This window comes from Dentiradicibacter hellwigii, assembly GCF_041770905.1.
GTDB classification, from domain to species: Bacteria; Pseudomonadota; Gammaproteobacteria; order Burkholderiales; family Rhodocyclaceae; genus Propionivibrio; species Propionivibrio hellwigii.
Genome location: NZ_JBEUWX010000002.1, coordinates 955,571 through 972,010 on the forward strand (window position 1 = coordinate 955,571; position 16,440 = coordinate 972,010).

14 protein-coding genes and 1 pseudogene are annotated in these 16,440 nt (G+C 52.0%); 13 read left to right on the plus strand and 2 right to left on the minus strand.

What is annotated here, in order from left to right:
- Positions 1–17 precede the first annotated feature (17 nt).
- The 5 genes from ABCS64_RS06690 (at position 18) to ABCS64_RS06710 (ending at position 7,886) form a co-directional block, all read left to right on the plus strand.
- A complete protein-coding gene (locus tag ABCS64_RS06690) occupies positions 18–455 on the plus strand; it encodes a DcrB-related protein (protein WP_418891096.1) in 438 nt (145 codons plus the stop codon).
- 2 nt (positions 456–457) lie between these two features.
- Positions 458–5,761, plus strand: a complete 5,304-nt coding sequence (locus ABCS64_RS06695) for an RHS repeat-associated core domain-containing protein (protein WP_418891097.1) — start codon at positions 458–460, stop codon at positions 5,759–5,761.
- A gap of 303 nt (positions 5,762–6,064) precedes the next feature.
- Positions 6,065–6,835 (plus strand): RHS repeat-associated core domain-containing protein, encoded by a 771-nt coding sequence (locus ABCS64_RS06700; protein ID WP_418891902.1) that lies wholly within the window; start codon positions 6,065–6,067, stop codon positions 6,833–6,835.
- A gap of 12 nt (positions 6,836–6,847) precedes the next feature.
- Entirely contained in the window at positions 6,848–7,450 is a 603-nt protein-coding gene (locus tag ABCS64_RS06705) for a hypothetical protein (RefSeq protein WP_418891098.1), read from the plus strand.
- 61 nt (positions 7,451–7,511) lie between these two features.
- A complete protein-coding gene (locus ABCS64_RS06710) occupies positions 7,512–7,886 on the plus strand; it encodes an Imm1 family immunity protein (RefSeq protein ID WP_418891099.1) in 375 nt (124 codons plus the stop codon).
- A gap of 489 nt (positions 7,887–8,375) precedes the next feature.
- On the opposite strand, the gene ABCS64_RS06715 is transcribed toward ABCS64_RS06710, so the two are convergent.
- Positions 8,376–8,651, minus strand: coding sequence for a hypothetical protein (locus ABCS64_RS06715; protein WP_418891100.1), 276 nt, complete (start codon positions 8,649–8,651; stop codon positions 8,376–8,378).
- A gap of 224 nt (positions 8,652–8,875) precedes the next feature.
- The gene (locus tag ABCS64_RS06720; RefSeq protein ID WP_418890446.1) at positions 8,876–10,255 is read right to left on the minus strand and encodes an IS1380 family transposase; all 1,380 of its coding nucleotides are present in this window, start codon (positions 10,253–10,255) and stop codon (positions 8,876–8,878) included.
- 88 nt (positions 10,256–10,343) lie between these two features.
- On the opposite strand from ABCS64_RS06720, the gene ABCS64_RS06725 reads away from it, so the two are divergent.
- The 8 genes and pseudogenes from ABCS64_RS06725 to ABCS64_RS06760 all read left to right on the plus strand — a co-directional run bounded on the left by ABCS64_RS06725 (position 10,344) and on the right by ABCS64_RS06760 (position 16,241).
- Positions 10,344–12,143: an RHS repeat-associated core domain-containing protein gene (locus tag ABCS64_RS06725; protein ID WP_418891101.1), complete on the plus strand. Its 1,800-nt coding sequence runs from the start codon at positions 10,344–10,346 to the stop codon at positions 12,141–12,143.
- 19 nt (positions 12,144–12,162) lie between these two features.
- On the plus strand, positions 12,163–12,588 hold the full coding sequence (locus ABCS64_RS06730; protein ID WP_418891102.1) for a hypothetical protein: 426 nt from the start codon (positions 12,163–12,165) through the stop codon (positions 12,586–12,588).
- A gap of 120 nt (positions 12,589–12,708) precedes the next feature.
- On the plus strand, positions 12,709–13,014 hold the full coding sequence (locus tag ABCS64_RS06735) for a hypothetical protein (protein ID WP_418891103.1): 306 nt from the start codon (positions 12,709–12,711) through the stop codon (positions 13,012–13,014).
- Positions 13,015–13,049: 35 nt separating this feature from the next.
- Positions 13,050–13,211 (plus strand): annotated as a pseudogene (locus ABCS64_RS06740) (RHS repeat-associated core domain-containing protein); the annotation flags it as partial.
- A 111-nt stretch (positions 13,212–13,322) separates the two neighbouring features.
- Positions 13,323–13,622 (plus strand): hypothetical protein, encoded by a 300-nt coding sequence (locus ABCS64_RS06745; protein WP_418891104.1) that lies wholly within the window; start codon positions 13,323–13,325, stop codon positions 13,620–13,622.
- A gap of 10 nt (positions 13,623–13,632) precedes the next feature.
- Positions 13,633–14,247: a hypothetical protein gene (locus ABCS64_RS06750; protein ID WP_418891105.1), complete on the plus strand. Its 615-nt coding sequence runs from the start codon at positions 13,633–13,635 to the stop codon at positions 14,245–14,247.
- A 399-nt stretch (positions 14,248–14,646) separates the two neighbouring features.
- Complete coding sequence (locus ABCS64_RS06755; RefSeq protein WP_418891903.1) at positions 14,647–15,471, plus strand: RHS repeat-associated core domain-containing protein; 825 nt, start codon at positions 14,647–14,649, stop codon at positions 15,469–15,471.
- Positions 15,471–16,241 (plus strand): pentapeptide repeat-containing protein, encoded by a 771-nt coding sequence (locus ABCS64_RS06760; protein WP_418891106.1) that lies wholly within the window; start codon positions 15,471–15,473, stop codon positions 16,239–16,241. Before ABCS64_RS06755 ends, ABCS64_RS06760 begins: the two co-directional genes overlap by 1 nt.
- Positions 16,242–16,440: the final 199 nt, after the last annotated feature.

Below are 16,440 nucleotides of genomic sequence, written 5' to 3' on the forward strand. Positions count from 1 at the left end.
ATTCAATGGTAAAAAATATGCAATACATTATTAATGAAGGTTATCTCAACCTGCCACTGGAAGGACGCATTGACCGAACCCTGAATGTCTTGGCGACACCCGATGGTTCGGGCAATACCTATCTCATTAGCCGGGATGAGTTGCGACCAGGTGAATCCCTTCGCCAGTTCGTCGAAAGACAACTCAATGAACTTTCTGGCCAGGTCAAGGGGTATCAATCAACCCTAAAACCAACACTGACCAAAATTATCGCCGGGTTTGATGAAGTTATCGAGTTTGCCGGCGCCTTTACACAAAACGGCCAGGAGATACACCAGCGGCAGGTTGCGCTGAAACTGCCGGGAACACAACGTGTGTTGATTCTTACCCTGAGCGGATTTGAACCATTTAGCGAGGCGGCCTTGCGTAATTGGGCCGCCACAATTTCCAGCTTCAAGCTGCGCCCAATGGATTAACCATGTCAGGCACGGCTGCGGCAAGATTAAACGATCCGATTGCGCATACCAATGCGCATGCGCGTTTTTGGGCCAAATTTGTTGGCGGCGTGGTTGGCGGCATTGTCGCCGGAGCGCTCGCCGGCGCGGCGGTCACCGCGATCATTGGCACAGGAGGCGCTGCCGCAGCGCCAATCATGGCCGCTGTCGCTGTAGGCGGCGCCCGCTTTCTCGGTGGGCTGGGAGGCGCTGCATTAGGTGAAGTCATTGCGGACAAGCTAATTCCTGAAAAACTTACAGTGACCGGCAAAATTACTACAGCCTCGCACGACGTTTTTATTAATAGCAAGGCACGCGGCGCAGCCAGGGCAAGTCCAGAAACGCCGATTGACCAGGCCATCTGTTCCAAACATTCCCCACCCATCTATTTGGCCGAAGGCTCGGAAACCGTCTTTGTCAACAGCTGGGTCATGTCGCGCAAGGACGACCATACAACTTGCGGCGCAAAAATCAGCGAAGGTTCGCCCAACGTATTCGTCGGCGGGCCTACTGCCCGTGTCCGCAATGTTGCTGATGAAGTTCCCTTCATCTCCAAGGCTATCGTCACGATCTTTAGTCTGCTAATGCTTGCACGCGGTTTACGCTGTCTACCTAAGCTGGCGCGACAAGGACGTTCGGCCTTGCCCTGCCTTGTCGAAGGCGCTTTATCGGCAGGCGTGGGCCTATGGGGACTGGTCAGTTCGGTGGGCCACCCGGTCATTGCCGCCACTGGGGGCAAAGTACTGTCCGGCGCTGAAGAACTTGATTTTGAACTACCTGGGCCGATTCCCCTAGCCTGGCAACGCCTCTACAGCAGTCACGATGTCCGCGATGAAAGCCTGCTAGGCCGCGGCTGGAGCATGCCCTATTCAATGGAACTGGTACTAACTGCCAATCAAGGCGGTGAGCCCGTCGCTATTCTTTATGATGATCAGGGCCGTGACATCGAATTCTCGCAACTCGAACCAGGCACAGGTATTTACAGCCAGAGCGAAGGCTATTGGCTATGGCGTAGTGAAGGCGGCCATTATTTTGTGCAAAGCATTGAAGGAGCATTCTGGCTATTTGCTTCGCCTGAGGAAAATCTGCCGGAACAGCGTCTGAAACTCCAACGTATCGAGGACCGCAACGCAAACTTCATTGAACTGCGCTGGAACCGTCAAGGACAACTGCATCAGATTACCGACAGCACCGGCCGTCTGCTTGAACTGCGCTATGGCAACACAAACCGCCTGCGCCAAATAGCGCTCATTGCCGGCGCTCCCGGCGAAACCCCCGGCATTCTGGTCAACTACGGTTATGGTGCGACAGGGCAATTGACGGAAGTCACCAACCGCACGGGGCAGGTTGTGCGCCGTTTTGGCTACAACCCCGATGGCCTGATGACCTTACACGCCAACGCAGCCGGTCTTGAATGTCACTACGCCTGGCAAGGCGCAGGCAAATGGGCGCGGGTTGTCCGGCACTGGACCAATGAAGGCGAACACTACGAAATCAGCTACCGTATTGTAGAGGGCATTGCCCCCACGTCATCCCAGGCCCATCCCATACCTGCCGCCACGCCCGATACCGTCATCGGCCAGACGCGAGCCACAGACCAACTGGGTCGCGTGCAAACCTGGGACTGGAATACAGACTACCGCATCCTTGCCTACACCAACCCTGCAGGGCAATGCTGGCGCGCCGCCTACAACCAGGACAAACAGCGCCTGAGTCTCACAGCGCCTGACGGAAACAGCACCCGCTACTGCTACGATAGCCAGGGGCTGCTTGCCTCCGAGACCGACGCGCTCGGCCGCACACGGAGTACCGGATGGACGCCGCAAGGGCTGCCGTGGCATGAAACTGCCCCTGACGGCAAAGTCACCCGCTACACATGGGACGAACGGGGCAACCTCTCATGCCGCACCGATCCTGACGGCAGTCAAACACATTATATTTACGACACACGCGGCCTGCCGCTACGCATCACCGACGCCCGCGGCGGCGTCAAGCGCTTCACCTGGGATGCCCGCGCGTTACTGCGCTCGCATACCGACTGCTCAGGCCAGACCACCCGCTACAGCTACGACGGATACGGCCACCTCACCCGCATCACCGACGCCCTGGGACAAATCACCACCTTTACCCACGACCCGCTCGGCCGACTGCGCGGACAAAGCCTGCCGGACGGCGCGCACCACGCCTACGATTACGACGGCGCGGGCCGCCTCACTGGCGCGACCGACCCCTTAAGCCGCATCAGCCGCTTCGCCTGGGATGGCGCGAACCGCCTCACCGCCCGACAGGATGCCGAAGGGCGGCAGATCGAACTGCACTACGACAAAGCTGGCCGGCTCTCCGACCTGATCAACGAAAACGGCGCTGCCTACCGCTTCACCTATGACGCCGCCGACCGGCTGAGTGAAGAACACCGCCCTGACGGCACACGCCTGAGCATCCAGTACGACGCCAACGGCGCCCCCATCCTGCTCACCCGCACCCCAGGGATAGGCGACGAGATTGACGAAGAAGCGCCCATTCTCCCTGATTCCTCTGATCCGGCGAGCCGCACTGCTGAAACCGGCGTCCATAGGGAATTACAGAACACCGCCTCTGAAACCCTCGTCAATAAAGGGCTACAGGGCAGCGCCCCGGAAACCCCCATCAACAGTGGGCTGGCGGGCAGCCTGGCCGGGAGTATTGGCTCCGGCCTGGCCAGAGACGCCCTAAATACGCCGACTTCAGGGCAGCGCGAAGCGGGCAATGACAGGCGCTGCCAACACCCCGCCTCCCCGGAGCGCGCCGGCGCAAGAGAAGCCGCCGCAGCCGGCCAGGCCAGCCGGATCAGCGCCGCCCCCCAGCACGGCAGCCTGCCCTCCCCTGACGAAAGCGGCCTGCCGCAACACACCCACCTCATCCGCGACGCTGCCGGGCGACTCATCGAAAAGCGCACCGCCCATCACCTCTACCGCTACGCCTATGACGCCGCCGACCGTCTGACCGAAGCACGCAGGTTCGCGCTGGCCTTACCCGAAGCGCCCGATACCGCCGGGCTGTCCTCCGCATACCCCACGCCACCCGCACCCCCCTGCCAAAGCACCGCTGAAACCGGCGTCAATAGGGAATTACAGAACACCGCCCCTGAATCCCGCGTCAATAAAGGGCTGGCGGGCAGCGCCTCTGAAACCCCCGTCAACAGTAGGCTAGCGGGTGCCCTGCCCGGTGACAAACCACCCGAACCCAAACTCACCCCCCTGCACAGCGTTTGCTTTGCCTACGACGCACTCGGCCGCCTCATCGAAGAGCGCGCCACCGACGAAACCTGTGGTCAAACCCACACCCTGCGTTACGAACACGACGCCCTGGGCAACCGTACCCGTACCCTCCTGCCGACCTTGCCGGAAGAAGACGCACTGCGCGCGCTCAACTACCTCTACTACGGCTCCGGCCACCTGCACCAGATCAACTTCAGCCGTCAGGACGCAGGAGAAGAATCCCCTCGTCACCAGCTCATCGCCGACATCGAACGCGACGCCCTGCACCGGGAAACTGCCCGCAGCCAGGGGGCGCTACGCACCCGCTACGCCCTTGACCCCCTCGGCCGCCGCCTCGGCCTCTGGAGCCAAAGCGCTGACTTTAGTCCCGAACAACCCCTGGCCGCCAACGACGAAGGCTGGCTGCAGGCCCTTGCCCGTGCCGGGCAATCCATACACGCCCGTGCCGGGCAATCCACACACGCCCGCGCCGGGCAACACCCCTCCCCGGCCTCTCACCCGCTCGACGGACTACTGAAAGCCTATATCTACGACAAAGCCGGCGAATTGCGCCGCGTCCGTCACAGTTCTCAGGGCGATACCCTCTATGCTTATGACGCCACCGGCCGCATCACCAACAAGGCGACTTCAGTAAACACCATCAGCAACGAAGCCTTCGCCTACGACCCGGCCGGCAACCTGCTCGATCCATCTTCCCAAATGGCGCTCTCCCGGCGCACCCAACATCCGCAGGCCGGCTATGTGCGCGACAACCTCGTGCGCGTCTTCGAAGACAAACGCTTCTCCTACGACGGCTTTGGCCGCCTGATTGAAAAGAAGATTGGCCGGCATACGCGCCAGCGCTTCACCTGGGACGAAGAAGACCACCTCATTGCCGTCACCACCACCCGCCGCCCCGGCACAAAAGCCCAAAGCGAACAGACCGTCCGCTTCACCTACGATGCGCTGGGTCGGCGTATCAGCAAAACCGATGCCTTCGGCACGACCTTCTTCATCTGGGAAGGCATGCGCCTTATTGAAGAGCGACGGGGGCAGCACGTCATTACCTATGTCTATGAGCCGGGTTCCTATGTCCCGCTGGCAAGGCTCGATGCCACAGGCTTGCCCCGACAGAACGCCTCCCCTGAACCCCCCGTAGATAAAGGGCTGCAAGGCAACCTGCCCGGGCGTATTGGCTCCGGCCTGGCCGGAGACGCTCAATCCACGCGGGCTGCAGGGCAGCCCAAGCTTTGCGAGGTCTATTACTTCCATACCGACCCGGTCGGATTGCCGGAAGAGCTGACCAACGCCCAGGGACAACGCATCTGGCAGGCGAGTTACAAGACCTGGGGCAATACGGTACGGGAAGCGTGGGCGTACGCCAAAATCGACGGCTCCCCAATATTTACCCAGGATCAGGGGCAGATGCCCGACCCGCAGGCGCGGGAGCAGAATCTGCGTTTCCAGGGTCAGTATCTCGACCGGGATACGGGGCTGCATTACAATACGTTCCGTTATTACGATCCGGATATCGGTAGGTTTATCTCGCCCGATCCGATTGGGCTTAATGGGGGCATTAATCTTTCTTCCTATGCACCCAATCCCGTCTCTTGGATCGATCCGTGGGGGTGGAGTTGTGGCAATACTAATAAAAACAAACCAAAGTTTATCTTTGACTCTAGAGCCCAACAGTATAGAAATACATCTAATGGCCAATTTGTTTCACCAAGTAAATTGCCTTGGCCAAGTAATGATGGTTTTGTAACAAGGTCACCTACAATAATTAAACCAGGAACGATAATTGATCGGTTTGGTAAACCGTCAGGCCGATATGCGGGCCAGCCAGGGGCTACTGTGTCAGAGCGTGGAATGGCTCAAGGAGCTGATTCAGCACCTTATAGGAAATATGAAGTTATACAGCCACTTCCTGCAGAAGTTGGGCCTGCTGCACCTGTTCCAGAATTTGGGGCAACTGGTGGTGCAACTCAATATAAATTTGACAAGTCTGTGAATGATCTTGTTACGGATGGATATTTGAGGGAGATATTTTAGTGGTATCAGTTATATATAAATTAATTCAAAAAGGAATTGATGATACAAGCAACGCCATTAGAGGAAAAAATATTTACTATAAATGCACAATATGTGGCGATACTATTTACTCCTTAGTAAAGGATAACATCGGATGTAAATGTGGAAATATATTTATTGACTATGATTATTTTCGTCTGTCAGTAAAAGATGTTAAAAACATTGAGATCCTAAAAAAGCAATCGCGTAAATGATATTGCCTATTCATAACTTTCTGGCAGGACGTTTCAGCCTGCCACAAACTCAACGCCCGAATAAAGCGAAATCTACTACTTCCATACCGACCCGGTCGGATTGCCGGAAGAGCTGACCAACGCCCAGGGACAACGCATCTGGCAGGCGAGTTACAAGACCTGGGGCAATACGGTACGGGAAGCGTGGGCGTACGCCAAAATCGACGGCTCCCCAATATTTACCCAGGATCAGGGGCAGATGCCCGACCCGCAGGCGCGGGAGCAGAATCTGCGTTTCCAGGGTCAGTATCTCGACCGGGATACGGGGCTGCATTACAATACGTTCCGTTATTACGATCCGGATATCGGTAGGTTTATTTCGCCTGATCCGATTGGGCTTAATGGGGGAATTAATCTTTCTAGTTATGCCCCTAATCCTGTTTCGTGGGTGGATCCGTGGGGGTGGTGCCGCCGCGGGAATGCAGCCACAAAGAAACATATGGACGGTGTGCGTGACCAGTTTATGACGGATAATCCAACAGCTCAACATACCGCTGGCGGCAGAAAAATTGGAACAGGTACTGAATTATCAGAGACCTATTTGCGTCCAATAAATGGAGGGCGAAAGGGTGGTTCCTATGCGGATATGACTTTCACAGACGCTCAAGGCAGGACAGTTTATGTTCAAACTGTAGATAAAGGAATGGTTAATGGCATGAGTCAACGAGAATGGAACAATGCCGTAAGAATTACAAATCAAGATCCGAGCGCGATTGTCATTACGGTGCCCAAAGGAAATACTGTTTCGCCGGGGGCGCTGGATACTTCTACCATGACTCCCGGACAAGTAACCATTAAATAAGAAAGTGTTTTTATGCAAAAGCAAAGAACTATGGTTTTTGAAACATTTCTGACCGCACAGGACGAAAAGACTATTTCCGCCATTCTGAAAAATAATTTTGATAAAATTGACTTTATTGACAGATATCCATGGCCGGCTCCGGAACCCGTTATTTGCCAATCCATTGATATGTGCCATGGGGCGATTAATTCCGGATGTGTGATTATCAACCAGAATATCATTTCCCTTGAGCATTACAAAAAAATAATTTACAAAATACCAACGCATGAAATATACCATGGCCCTATGGTTGGAGAAGGATTAATTCAGGTTGAACATTCAAGAGTTGCCGAGTATCAACCCGGAGGATTGAGGAATGGCCGTTTTGCTGCCTCTTTCTATATTGATGACTTACAGACAAAAAAATTTGCTCAGGATATTTTCAAGATTGTCAAAAAATATTTGATTAAGGTAGAACCTTTGGATATAAGTACGGGTGAGGTGGTTCCAGTAAAATTAGCCAGAGGTTTTTATGCAGGGCCTGATGCGATTGAAAAATATGACCAAGTTAATGGATTATTTTTGACAAACCATGCTCAGGCATATTTTACTTCCCGAACCCATGGCGACTGCTAAACAGATAGGTAAAACACTAGGGCTCTGAAAAGCAGAGTAATTTGTATATTTAGATTCTAAGATGTACCTAGATGATTTTCTACAAGAATTTATCGTTAAAAACGAGGAAGAATTAATTAGGCTGTTAAAGGTAAGGCATAATTATTCGGCTAATAATTTTATTTTGACTCATAATGAAAGTGGGTTTCCACAATTAAATATTTTTGCGAAAGATGATAAATTTGTCTTATATTATATGGCAGACGGGGAGAATTATGTATCGACAGGAAATAACTCAACCCAGGAAGAAACATACCTATTTTACGAAAATAATAATGGTTCGAAAATAGCATTGCCATGCTCCTGTATTGTTAAAGAACAAGCTATGGAAACTGCGGCATTAGAATTTTTTAAACAGAAATCCCTTCCTAAAAACATACATTGGCAAAAACTTTGAACTTTAAATTTTAAATATTAAAGTAAAGGGTAAGCATTACACATTAATTTTGATGCTGCCGTAGATTAGCGGCAATGCTAGACTACGGAAATTTTAGGCATTCAGTTTAACTCCGCCATTTTCGGAGCCCCCATCAACAGTGGGCTAGCGGGCAGCCTGCCCTCCCCTGACGAAAGCGGCCTGCCGCAGCACACCCACCTCATCCGCGACGCTGCCGGGCGACTCATCGAAAAGCGCACCGCCCATCACCTCTACCGCTACGCCTATGACGCCGCCGACCGTCTGACCGAAGCACGCAGGTTCGCGCTGGCCTTACCCGAAGCGCCCGATACCGCCGGGCTGTCCTCCGCATACCCCACGCCACCCGCACCCCCCTGCCAAAGCACCGCTGAAACCGGCGTCAATAGGGAATTACAGAACACCGCCCCTGAATCCCGCGTCAATAAAGGGCTGGCGGGCAGCGCCTCTGAAACCCCCGTCAACAGTAGGCTAGCGGGTGCCCTGCCCGGTGACAAACCACCCGAACCCAAACTCACCCCCCTGCACAGCGTTTGCTTTGCCTACGACGCACTCGGCCGCCTCATCGAAGAGCGCGCCACCGACGAAACCTGTGGTCAAACCCACACCCTGCGTTACGAACACGACGCCCTGGGCAACCGTACCCGTACCCTCCTGCCGACCTTGCCGGAAGAAGACGCACTGCGCGCGCTCAACTACCTCTACTACGGCTCCGGCCACCTGCACCAGATCAACTTTAGCCCACATTTCTCACACTCTCACGGTTCGGCCCCCGTTGGCGCGGCTTTTTCCTTCACGCGTTGCCGTGACCGCGAGGATTCAGGCCCGCGAGCGGCCAATGGAGTGCAGGCGGGTGAGGTTCTGCGGGCGGTCAGGTGCGTTGAGGGGGCAAGCGGCGCTGTTTGGGCATGAGACCGCCTCGCGCGAACGGGAGCGCGATCGGATCAGCAGGGCCACGGTGGCGTGGCGGATCAGCCGGGGGCGAGTCTGGCCTGGGCCAGGCGCCAGGTGGTCTGGAACGGATGACTGCTGGCCATGCTGACATGGATGCGGCGCACGCTGATCTTGACCCGTGCGCCGATCTTGAGCAGTTTCAGGCGCAGGCTCTCGCAGGTGGCCTCGGCCAGTTCGGTGCCAGCCAGCCCGATGCGGCGCAGCGCTTCGAGCATGACGTAGGCGAAGGAGGCGAACCACAGCCGCAGCTGATTGGCCCGCATCGTCGCCGTTGAGGTGCGATCGGCGAACAGGTGTAGCTGGCACTCCTTGATGCGGTTCTCCATTTCGCCTCGGGCGCAGTACAGCGCCTCGTACAGTTCGCGTGCCGGCCAGCGCTGAGCGTCCAGGCTGGTGACGATGAAGCGCGGATTGGCCTTGCCCGGCAGCTGCTCGGCCTTGCCGACGACCCGCCGGGCGCACGACCAGCTGTCAAGGGTGCGGTAGGTGAAGTCGCGAAACCGCCGTGCGGGCTTGCCGGTCTGGGTGCATTCGGCCTGCGCCTGGCTCATCTCGGTTTCGATCTGGGCCTTGAGCCGGTCGTTCTTGGCCAGCCCGAAGACGAAGTCGATGTGCGTCTGCTCGCACCAACTCATCAAGGCATCGCGCGCAAAGCCCGAGTCGGCACGCAGCACGATGCGCACCTCCGGCCAGTGGCGGCGGATCTGGGTGACGATGCGTTCGAGTTCATCGATGCTGCCCGCCGAGGCATCCGTGTTGGCCCGGCGCAGCTTGGCGGCGAGCAGATGTCGGCCGCAGAAGATGTACAGCGGCAGGTAGCAGTAGCCGCCGTAGTAACCATGGAAGAAACGCCCTTCCTGCTGGCCGTGCAGCGGGTCGTCGGTGGCGTCCAGATCGAGGATGATCTCGTCAGGTGCCTGCTCCTGCGCCTCAATGAAGCACGCGACGAACAGCGACTCGAAGGCCGCCGGATCGTGAGCGATCTTGTGATAGCGCGAACCGTCCTTGGTGTCGGGGGCATGTTCGAGCCGGTTCAAGGTCGACTTGCCCGCCAGCGGCTCGCAGCCCTTGCGCCGAGCGCTGAGCTTACCGGCCAGCGTGGCCAGTACCGGGTCACGGCGCAATTGATCGTGATCGTTCAGGTCCTCGTAGCCCAGCGCGATCCCCACGATCCGTTGCATCACCAACGTGTGCACCGTGTGTTCGATCAGCTCCGGATCGCGCCCATCCTCGAAGCAGGCCGCCACCCGTTCGGTCAGCCGCAAGGTGCGATCGACCTCGCGCAGCAACAGCGCGCCCGCATCCGAACTGATCTGCCCTCCGTCGAAATCCACCGCCACCTGGCGGCCATCAATACGCTTCGCGCATGGGCTGACTACGGTACACTGTGTCGGCATCGCGGCTTCCTCAGAGATATGGTTAAGTCGTTCTCGCAAAAAAACTTTCTCATATCTCCGGCCGCGATGCACCTTCTATCTGTGAGAAATGCGGGCTAGCTGCCAGCGCGCAGGAGAAGAATCCCCTCGTCACCAGCTCATCGCCGACATCGAACGCGACGCCCTGCACCGGGAAACTGCCCGCAGCCAGGGGGCGCTACGCACCCGCTACGCCCTTGACCCCCTCGGCCGCCGCCTCGGCCTCTGGAGCCAAAGCGCTGACTTTAGTCCCGAACAACCCCTGGCCGCCAACGACGAAGGCTGGCTGCAGGCCCTTGCCCGTGCCGGGCAATCCATACACGCCCGTGCCGGGCAATCCACACACGCCCGCGCCGGGCAACACCCCTCCCCGGCCTCTCACCCGCTCGACGGACTACTGAAAGCCTATATCTACGACAAAGCCGGCGAATTGCGCCGCGTCCGTCACAGTTCTCAGGGCGATACCCTCTATGCTTATGACGCCACCGGCCGCATCACCAACAAGGCGACTTCAGTAAACACCATCAGCAACGAAGCCTTCGCCTACGACCCGGCCGGCAACCTGCTCGATCCATCTTCCCAAATGGCGCTCTCCCGGCGCACCCAACATCCGCAGGCCGGCTATGTGCGCGACAACCTCGTGCGCGTCTTCGAAGACAAACGCTTCTCCTACGACGGCTTTGGCCGCCTGATTGAAAAGAAGATTGGCCGGCATACGCGCCAGCGCTTCACCTGGGACGAAGAAGACCACCTCATTGCCGTCACCACCACCCGCCGCCCCGGCACAAAAGCCCAAAGCGAACAGACCGTCCGCTTCACCTACGATGCGCTGGGTCGGCGTATCAGCAAAACCGATGCCTTCGGCACGACCTTCTTCATCTGGGAAGGCATGCGCCTTATTGAAGAGCGACGGGGGCAGCACGTCATTACCTATGTCTATGAGCCGGGTTCCTATGTCCCGCTGGCAAGGCTCGATGCCACAGGCTTGCCCCGACAGAACGCCTCCCCTGAACCCCCCGTAGATAAAGGGCTGCAAGGCAACCTGCCCGGGCGTATTGGCTCCGGCCTGGCCGGAGACGCTCAATCCACGCGGGCTGCAGGGCAGCCCAAGCTTTGCGAGGTCTATTACTTCCATACCGACCCGGTCGGATTGCCGGAAGAGCTGACCAACGCCCAGGGACAACGCATCTGGCAGGCGAGTTACAAGACCTGGGGCAATACGGTACGGGAAGCGTGGGCGTACGCCAAAATCGACGGCTCCCCAATATTTACCCAGGATCAGGGGCAGATGCCCGACCCGCAGGCGCGGGAGCAGAATCTGCGTTTCCAGGGTCAGTATCTCGACCGGGATACGGGGCTGCATTACAATACGTTCCGTTATTACGATCCGGATATCGGTAGGTTTATCTCGCCCGATCCGATTGGGCTTAATGGGGGCATTAATCTTTCTTCCTATGCACCCAATCCCGTCTCTTGGATCGATCCGTGGGGGTGGAGTTGCGCCCGGACAGATACGGTAGGTCGAACACCAGGTAAATCTAGTCGTACTGGCCGTGAGGTTATTGCTCGAATGCGTGCCAATGGAGAAATCATTGGTACGGGGTCAAATGCAAGATTTAAAGCGTCTAATGGGAAATGGTATCCGTTGCGTGAAGCCGATATGGCACATACTTACGATGCAGTCACATATTGGAATGAAAGAGGGGGATTTTTTGGAGCAAAATCAAAAGAAGTAAGAGGTTGGATGCTAGATTCAAATAATTACACTTTGGATCATTATTCATTAAACAGATCGGCTGGTGCTAAACTCGGACAGGTATACCGTGCTCCTTCTGAATTTATTGGTCCGCCCCCAGCCCCAGATTACTGATAAAACTATGATTGACCTGATGAATACAGACCCTATTCTTGGACAGGAGTTGATTACAAGAATAGAAGATGGCAATAAATTACAGCAATGCGGAAAAGTGCAGAAAGCACTGGAAATATATTTAGGTTGTTGGGATAGGTTGCCAAGCCAAAAAACAGATATTGAATTATTTGGTAGCTGGATAGCAGACTGCATATCTGACATATATTTTTATGAAAAAGACTTTAAGAATTCACTAAAGTGGATGAAACAGTCTTTTGAAGCACGTGCTGGAGATGAAGAGACGTCTAGTAGTATAAAACTTGGGGCAATCTATATGAAAATGGGCGATGAATATAATGCCTTTGAATGGTTTAACAGAGCCTATAGCATCGGAAAGAAAAGAGCTTTTCAAGAGTTTCCTAAAGAATACTGGGATTTTTATAAATCTCGTAGTAAAAAATAAATACTATTACATGGTAATATTACGCTACTATTAGTAGGTTAATATATTAGTAATCTAGTGCATTATTTAAAACCCAGAAAAACCTGGTTCCAAAAAATAAAAGAGGTGGAGGGTACTAAATTGAAATTTGTTGGTCTAGCCAATAGAGTTTTTGCTGATATGGACAATGAAAGAATAATGAAAAATATAATCGGCTTAACACAAGATGATGTTGTAAAAAGATTTGATGCTGCTGAAGTAAGAGTTAAAGAAGGGGATTATATATATTTGTATATGGATACAGAGGATGGAGATTATTGTTTATCCGAAGGAATAGTTATTAGGAATCCCATAAAGAGTAAACCTTATAAATTTTGTTGTGTTCTTGATGATGAAATAATATACTTAAGTAATTATATGAAAAAATTCAAAAATAGTAATATTTAATTTAAATGATAATTTTATAGTTAATTTAGTGGAACCTGCGTTTCCAGGGTCAGTATCTCGACCGGGATACGGGGCTGCATTACAATACGTTCCGTTATTACGATCCGGATATCGGTAGGTTTATCTCGCCTGATCCGATTGGGCTTAATGGGGGAATTAATCTTTCTAGTTATGCTCCCAATCCCGTCTCCTGGATCGATCCGTGGGGGTGGGCGTGTAAAAGTGGTTTTAGTGGGAAGCGTGGAACAGCTAAAGCCAGATACGATTTGGAAAGAAACGGTTTTACTATTGTTGGCGAAGAAGTAACCATGAAAGTCAATGGTTCTCGCATAAGAGCTGATATTGTCGCAAAAGATGCACATGGAAATCTTCATGTGTTTGAAGTCAAACATGGATCTGGAGGACTGACAACTAACCAAACCAATGCCGGTGTATACAATATGGGGAGTCCATCGAATACAGCGCAAGGTATTGGTGGGGGAACTATTAGGCCATCACAGGGCAGTAATGGAAAGTTTACAGTGGCTACAGGCAACCCATTTAAAACTGCGAATATTGGTGCCAAAGGAACAGTACATGATGCCACATTCCATGTACTTAAATACTAGAAGGTTGATTATGAGTAAAGAGGATAAAAAACTTTTTGACGAAGCCCTTGCAACCTTACTGCAAAATGATATTTATTCTACGCAAAAATTGAAAGCAAGCAAGAAATTACTGAAATTTACCTCAGAGAACTTTTCTAGAACAGTGGCGAGTATTGGTTTTGATTATTTGTCAGGGCAGAAAGCATATTATTTTGCAATAGTATGTTCTTCCGGAGAATTTTCAGATTATATTTCTAAAATCAACCCCCCCTATATTTCAAATAATCCGCCTGATTTCGGCTATGATTTTTCTATGAGCTCTCTAATGGAAAATCGAGGTATTTTTTCAAGAACAGATGGGAAAATTTACTTAACGGAAGTACAAGATATAAATAAAACTATTATGCATATAGGTCATTGTTTAAACGAATACTATATTCCTAAGGTTGAAAATTTTCTTACTTTTCGCCCACCTTTAATTAAAGATATTGTAGAAAATCCAAATTTTTATAGTTACCCAGCTCCTTTAATTGCATTTGTGATGCAAAAAAATTCAATTAAGCCAGAAGATCTGAAATTTTCTTTTGGAAAAAAGATAATAAAAAATTCAACTTTTGATAAAAGTATTCTTGGAATTAAATTTTAAGAGTTTTTAGCATTTATCTTAGTAAATAGCGTATATTTGCCTTTAGGCACTCAGAACTCCTATAGTCCCATGCTCCGGCCTCGCCTGCTCCTCTGGCTGCTGGCCTTCCTAACCTGCCTTTTCAGCTATCCGGCGCTTGCAGCATAGGCGAGCACCACTCCCTCTGCCGGATTAGCGTTCTCCGCATACCCCGCGCCACCCGCACCCCCCTGCCAAAGCACTGCTGAAACCGGCGTCAATAGGGGATTACAGAACACCGCCTCTGAACCCCACGTCAATAAAGGGCTGGCGGGCAGCGCCTCTGAACCTCCCGTCAACAGTGGGCTGGCGGGCAGCCTCTCTGAACCCCGGATAGATAAAGGGCTGCAAGGCAAGCTGCCCGGGCGTATTGGCTCCGGCCTGGCCGGAGACGCCCAATCCACGCGGGCTGCAGGGCAGCCCAAGCTCTGCGAGGTCTATTACTTCCATACCGACCCGGTCGGATTGCCGGAAGAGCTGACCAACGCCCAGGGACAACGCATCTGGCAGGCGAGTTACAAGACCTGGGGCAATACGGTACGGGAAGAGTGGGCGTACGCCAACATCGACGGCTCCCCAATATTTACCCAAGACCAGGGGCAGATGCCCGACCCGCAGGCGCGGGAGCAGAATCTGCGTTTCCAGGGTCAGTATCTCGACCGGGATACGGGGCTGCATTACAATACGTTCCGTTATTACGATCCGGATATCGGTAGGTTTATCTCGCCTGATCCGATTGGGCTTAATGGTGGCATTAATCTTTCTTCCTATGCTCCCAATCCCGTCTCCTGGATCGATCCGTGGGGGTGGGCGTGTCAAACGACAACAAACCGTTTAAGAGAACATGCCGCCGCTGCTCGGAAAGAAGTTTACAGCGATCCACAACGAATGTTATCTCTTCGCCAAAGGGCGGCAATTAAACGTGCCTATGATCGAGGCGATCTGAATCAGGCACACTCAAGATATCGAAGGTATGTTGGTAATCAAATTGACAAGCGTTTTAAAGCTCGTGTTGATGCTGATCCAGATTTGGCTGGAAAAGTATCTACAACACCAGCAGGCAAACGTGGACCAGATGTCATTGGTGAAGGTCCTAACCAAGGACAATGGTGGGACTTAACTACGCATAAAGATTGGTTACGAGGCGGCCATCAAAGAAAGTATGAGTCAATTTATGGAACAGATTACGAAGGGATATTTTGGTGATGGCAATAATGAGACTTGCGGCAAACTTAAATTTGAGCAATATCATTTTTGGTCGGTGTGAAGTTTATCGGCATGAAAAGTTTTTTAATTCAATCTTTGAGGATTCAAATATTAACTTACCCATTTTTTATGGGTGTAAGTTTGATAATTGTATATTTAAATCATCAGATCTAAATAATTCAAAATTTTTTGAATTTAATGAATTTGAGAATTGTCGTTTTTTACACTGCGACATGAGAAATATTGGAGTTGGAAATAATGGATTATATTTTAAAAAAACAGAGTTTAATGCTTGTGATATGCGTGGAATGAACCTTGAGTCAACAAGTTTTTTTGAGTGTACATTTGAGAAGTGTAAAATAATTTCAGTTACATTCCATGCTAACAAGATTCAAAAATCTTCTTTTAATGGAACCTTAATTGATGTAAAATTTGAAGGAGATGGAAAAGAAAAACTAGAGCTTGATTTTAAAAAATCAAAATTCCAAGGGGTTGAATTTCACAATATTGATCTTTCACAATCAGTCCCGCCTAAAATAAAAAATCATTATTATGTTAGTAACTTAAAATACCGATGCTCAAATGCTCTTGTTAAATTAAATTCAGATAAAACAATTGATGAAAATATAAAAAAAATACTTAGCAGGCGTATAAAAAAATTATCTGGGAACGAAGATTATATTTTTAATTATAAATTTATTGAGGATATAGAGGGAAGTGATTTTGCAAAAAATTTTTTTGACATACTTGAAATATCACTTATAAACTAGTTTCATCTATCCTTTATTTGAAAAATGATGCATTTTTATAAAATGCACGAATTTCATAAATTCAACACATGCTACGGCCTCGCCTTCTCCTCTAGCTGCTGGCCTTCCTAACCCACCTCCTTGGCACTCTAGCGCTTACGGCATAGGCAAGCATCACACCCTCCGAACTTTCTTCCTACTCCTTTAACGCGTCCCGCCA

What these genes read in the sequence shown, in the direction of transcription:
- ABCS64_RS06695 (WP_418891097.1), top strand. Translation starts at nt 458, where the DNA reads ATGTCAGGCACGGCTGCGGCAAGATTAAACGATCCGATTGCGCATACC.
- ABCS64_RS06750 (WP_418891105.1), top strand. Translation starts at nt 13,633, where the DNA reads ATGAGTAAAGAGGATAAAAAACTTTTTGACGAAGCCCTTGCAACCTTA.
- ABCS64_RS06760 (WP_418891106.1), top strand. Translation starts at nt 15,471, where the DNA reads ATGGCAATAATGAGACTTGCGGCAAACTTAAATTTGAGCAATATCATT.
- ABCS64_RS06715 (WP_418891100.1), bottom strand. Translation starts at nt 8,651, where the DNA reads ATGTGGGCTAAAGTTGATCTGGTGCAGGTGGCCGGAGCCGTAGTAGAG.
- ABCS64_RS06725 (WP_418891101.1), top strand. Translation starts at nt 10,344, where the DNA reads ATGCGGGCTAGCTGCCAGCGCGCAGGAGAAGAATCCCCTCGTCACCAG.
- ABCS64_RS06730 (WP_418891102.1), top strand. Translation starts at nt 12,163, where the DNA reads ATGAATACAGACCCTATTCTTGGACAGGAGTTGATTACAAGAATAGAA.
- ABCS64_RS06690 (WP_418891096.1), top strand. Translation starts at nt 18, where the DNA reads ATGCAATACATTATTAATGAAGGTTATCTCAACCTGCCACTGGAAGGA.
- ABCS64_RS06720 (WP_418890446.1), bottom strand. Translation starts at nt 10,255, where the DNA reads ATGCCGACACAGTGTACCGTAGTCAGCCCATGCGCGAAGCGTATTGAT.
- ABCS64_RS06710 (WP_418891099.1), top strand. Translation starts at nt 7,512, where the DNA reads ATGTACCTAGATGATTTTCTACAAGAATTTATCGTTAAAAACGAGGAA.
- ABCS64_RS06745 (WP_418891104.1), top strand. Translation starts at nt 13,323, where the DNA reads ATGAAAGTCAATGGTTCTCGCATAAGAGCTGATATTGTCGCAAAAGAT.
- ABCS64_RS06705 (WP_418891098.1), top strand. Translation starts at nt 6,848, where the DNA reads ATGCAAAAGCAAAGAACTATGGTTTTTGAAACATTTCTGACCGCACAG.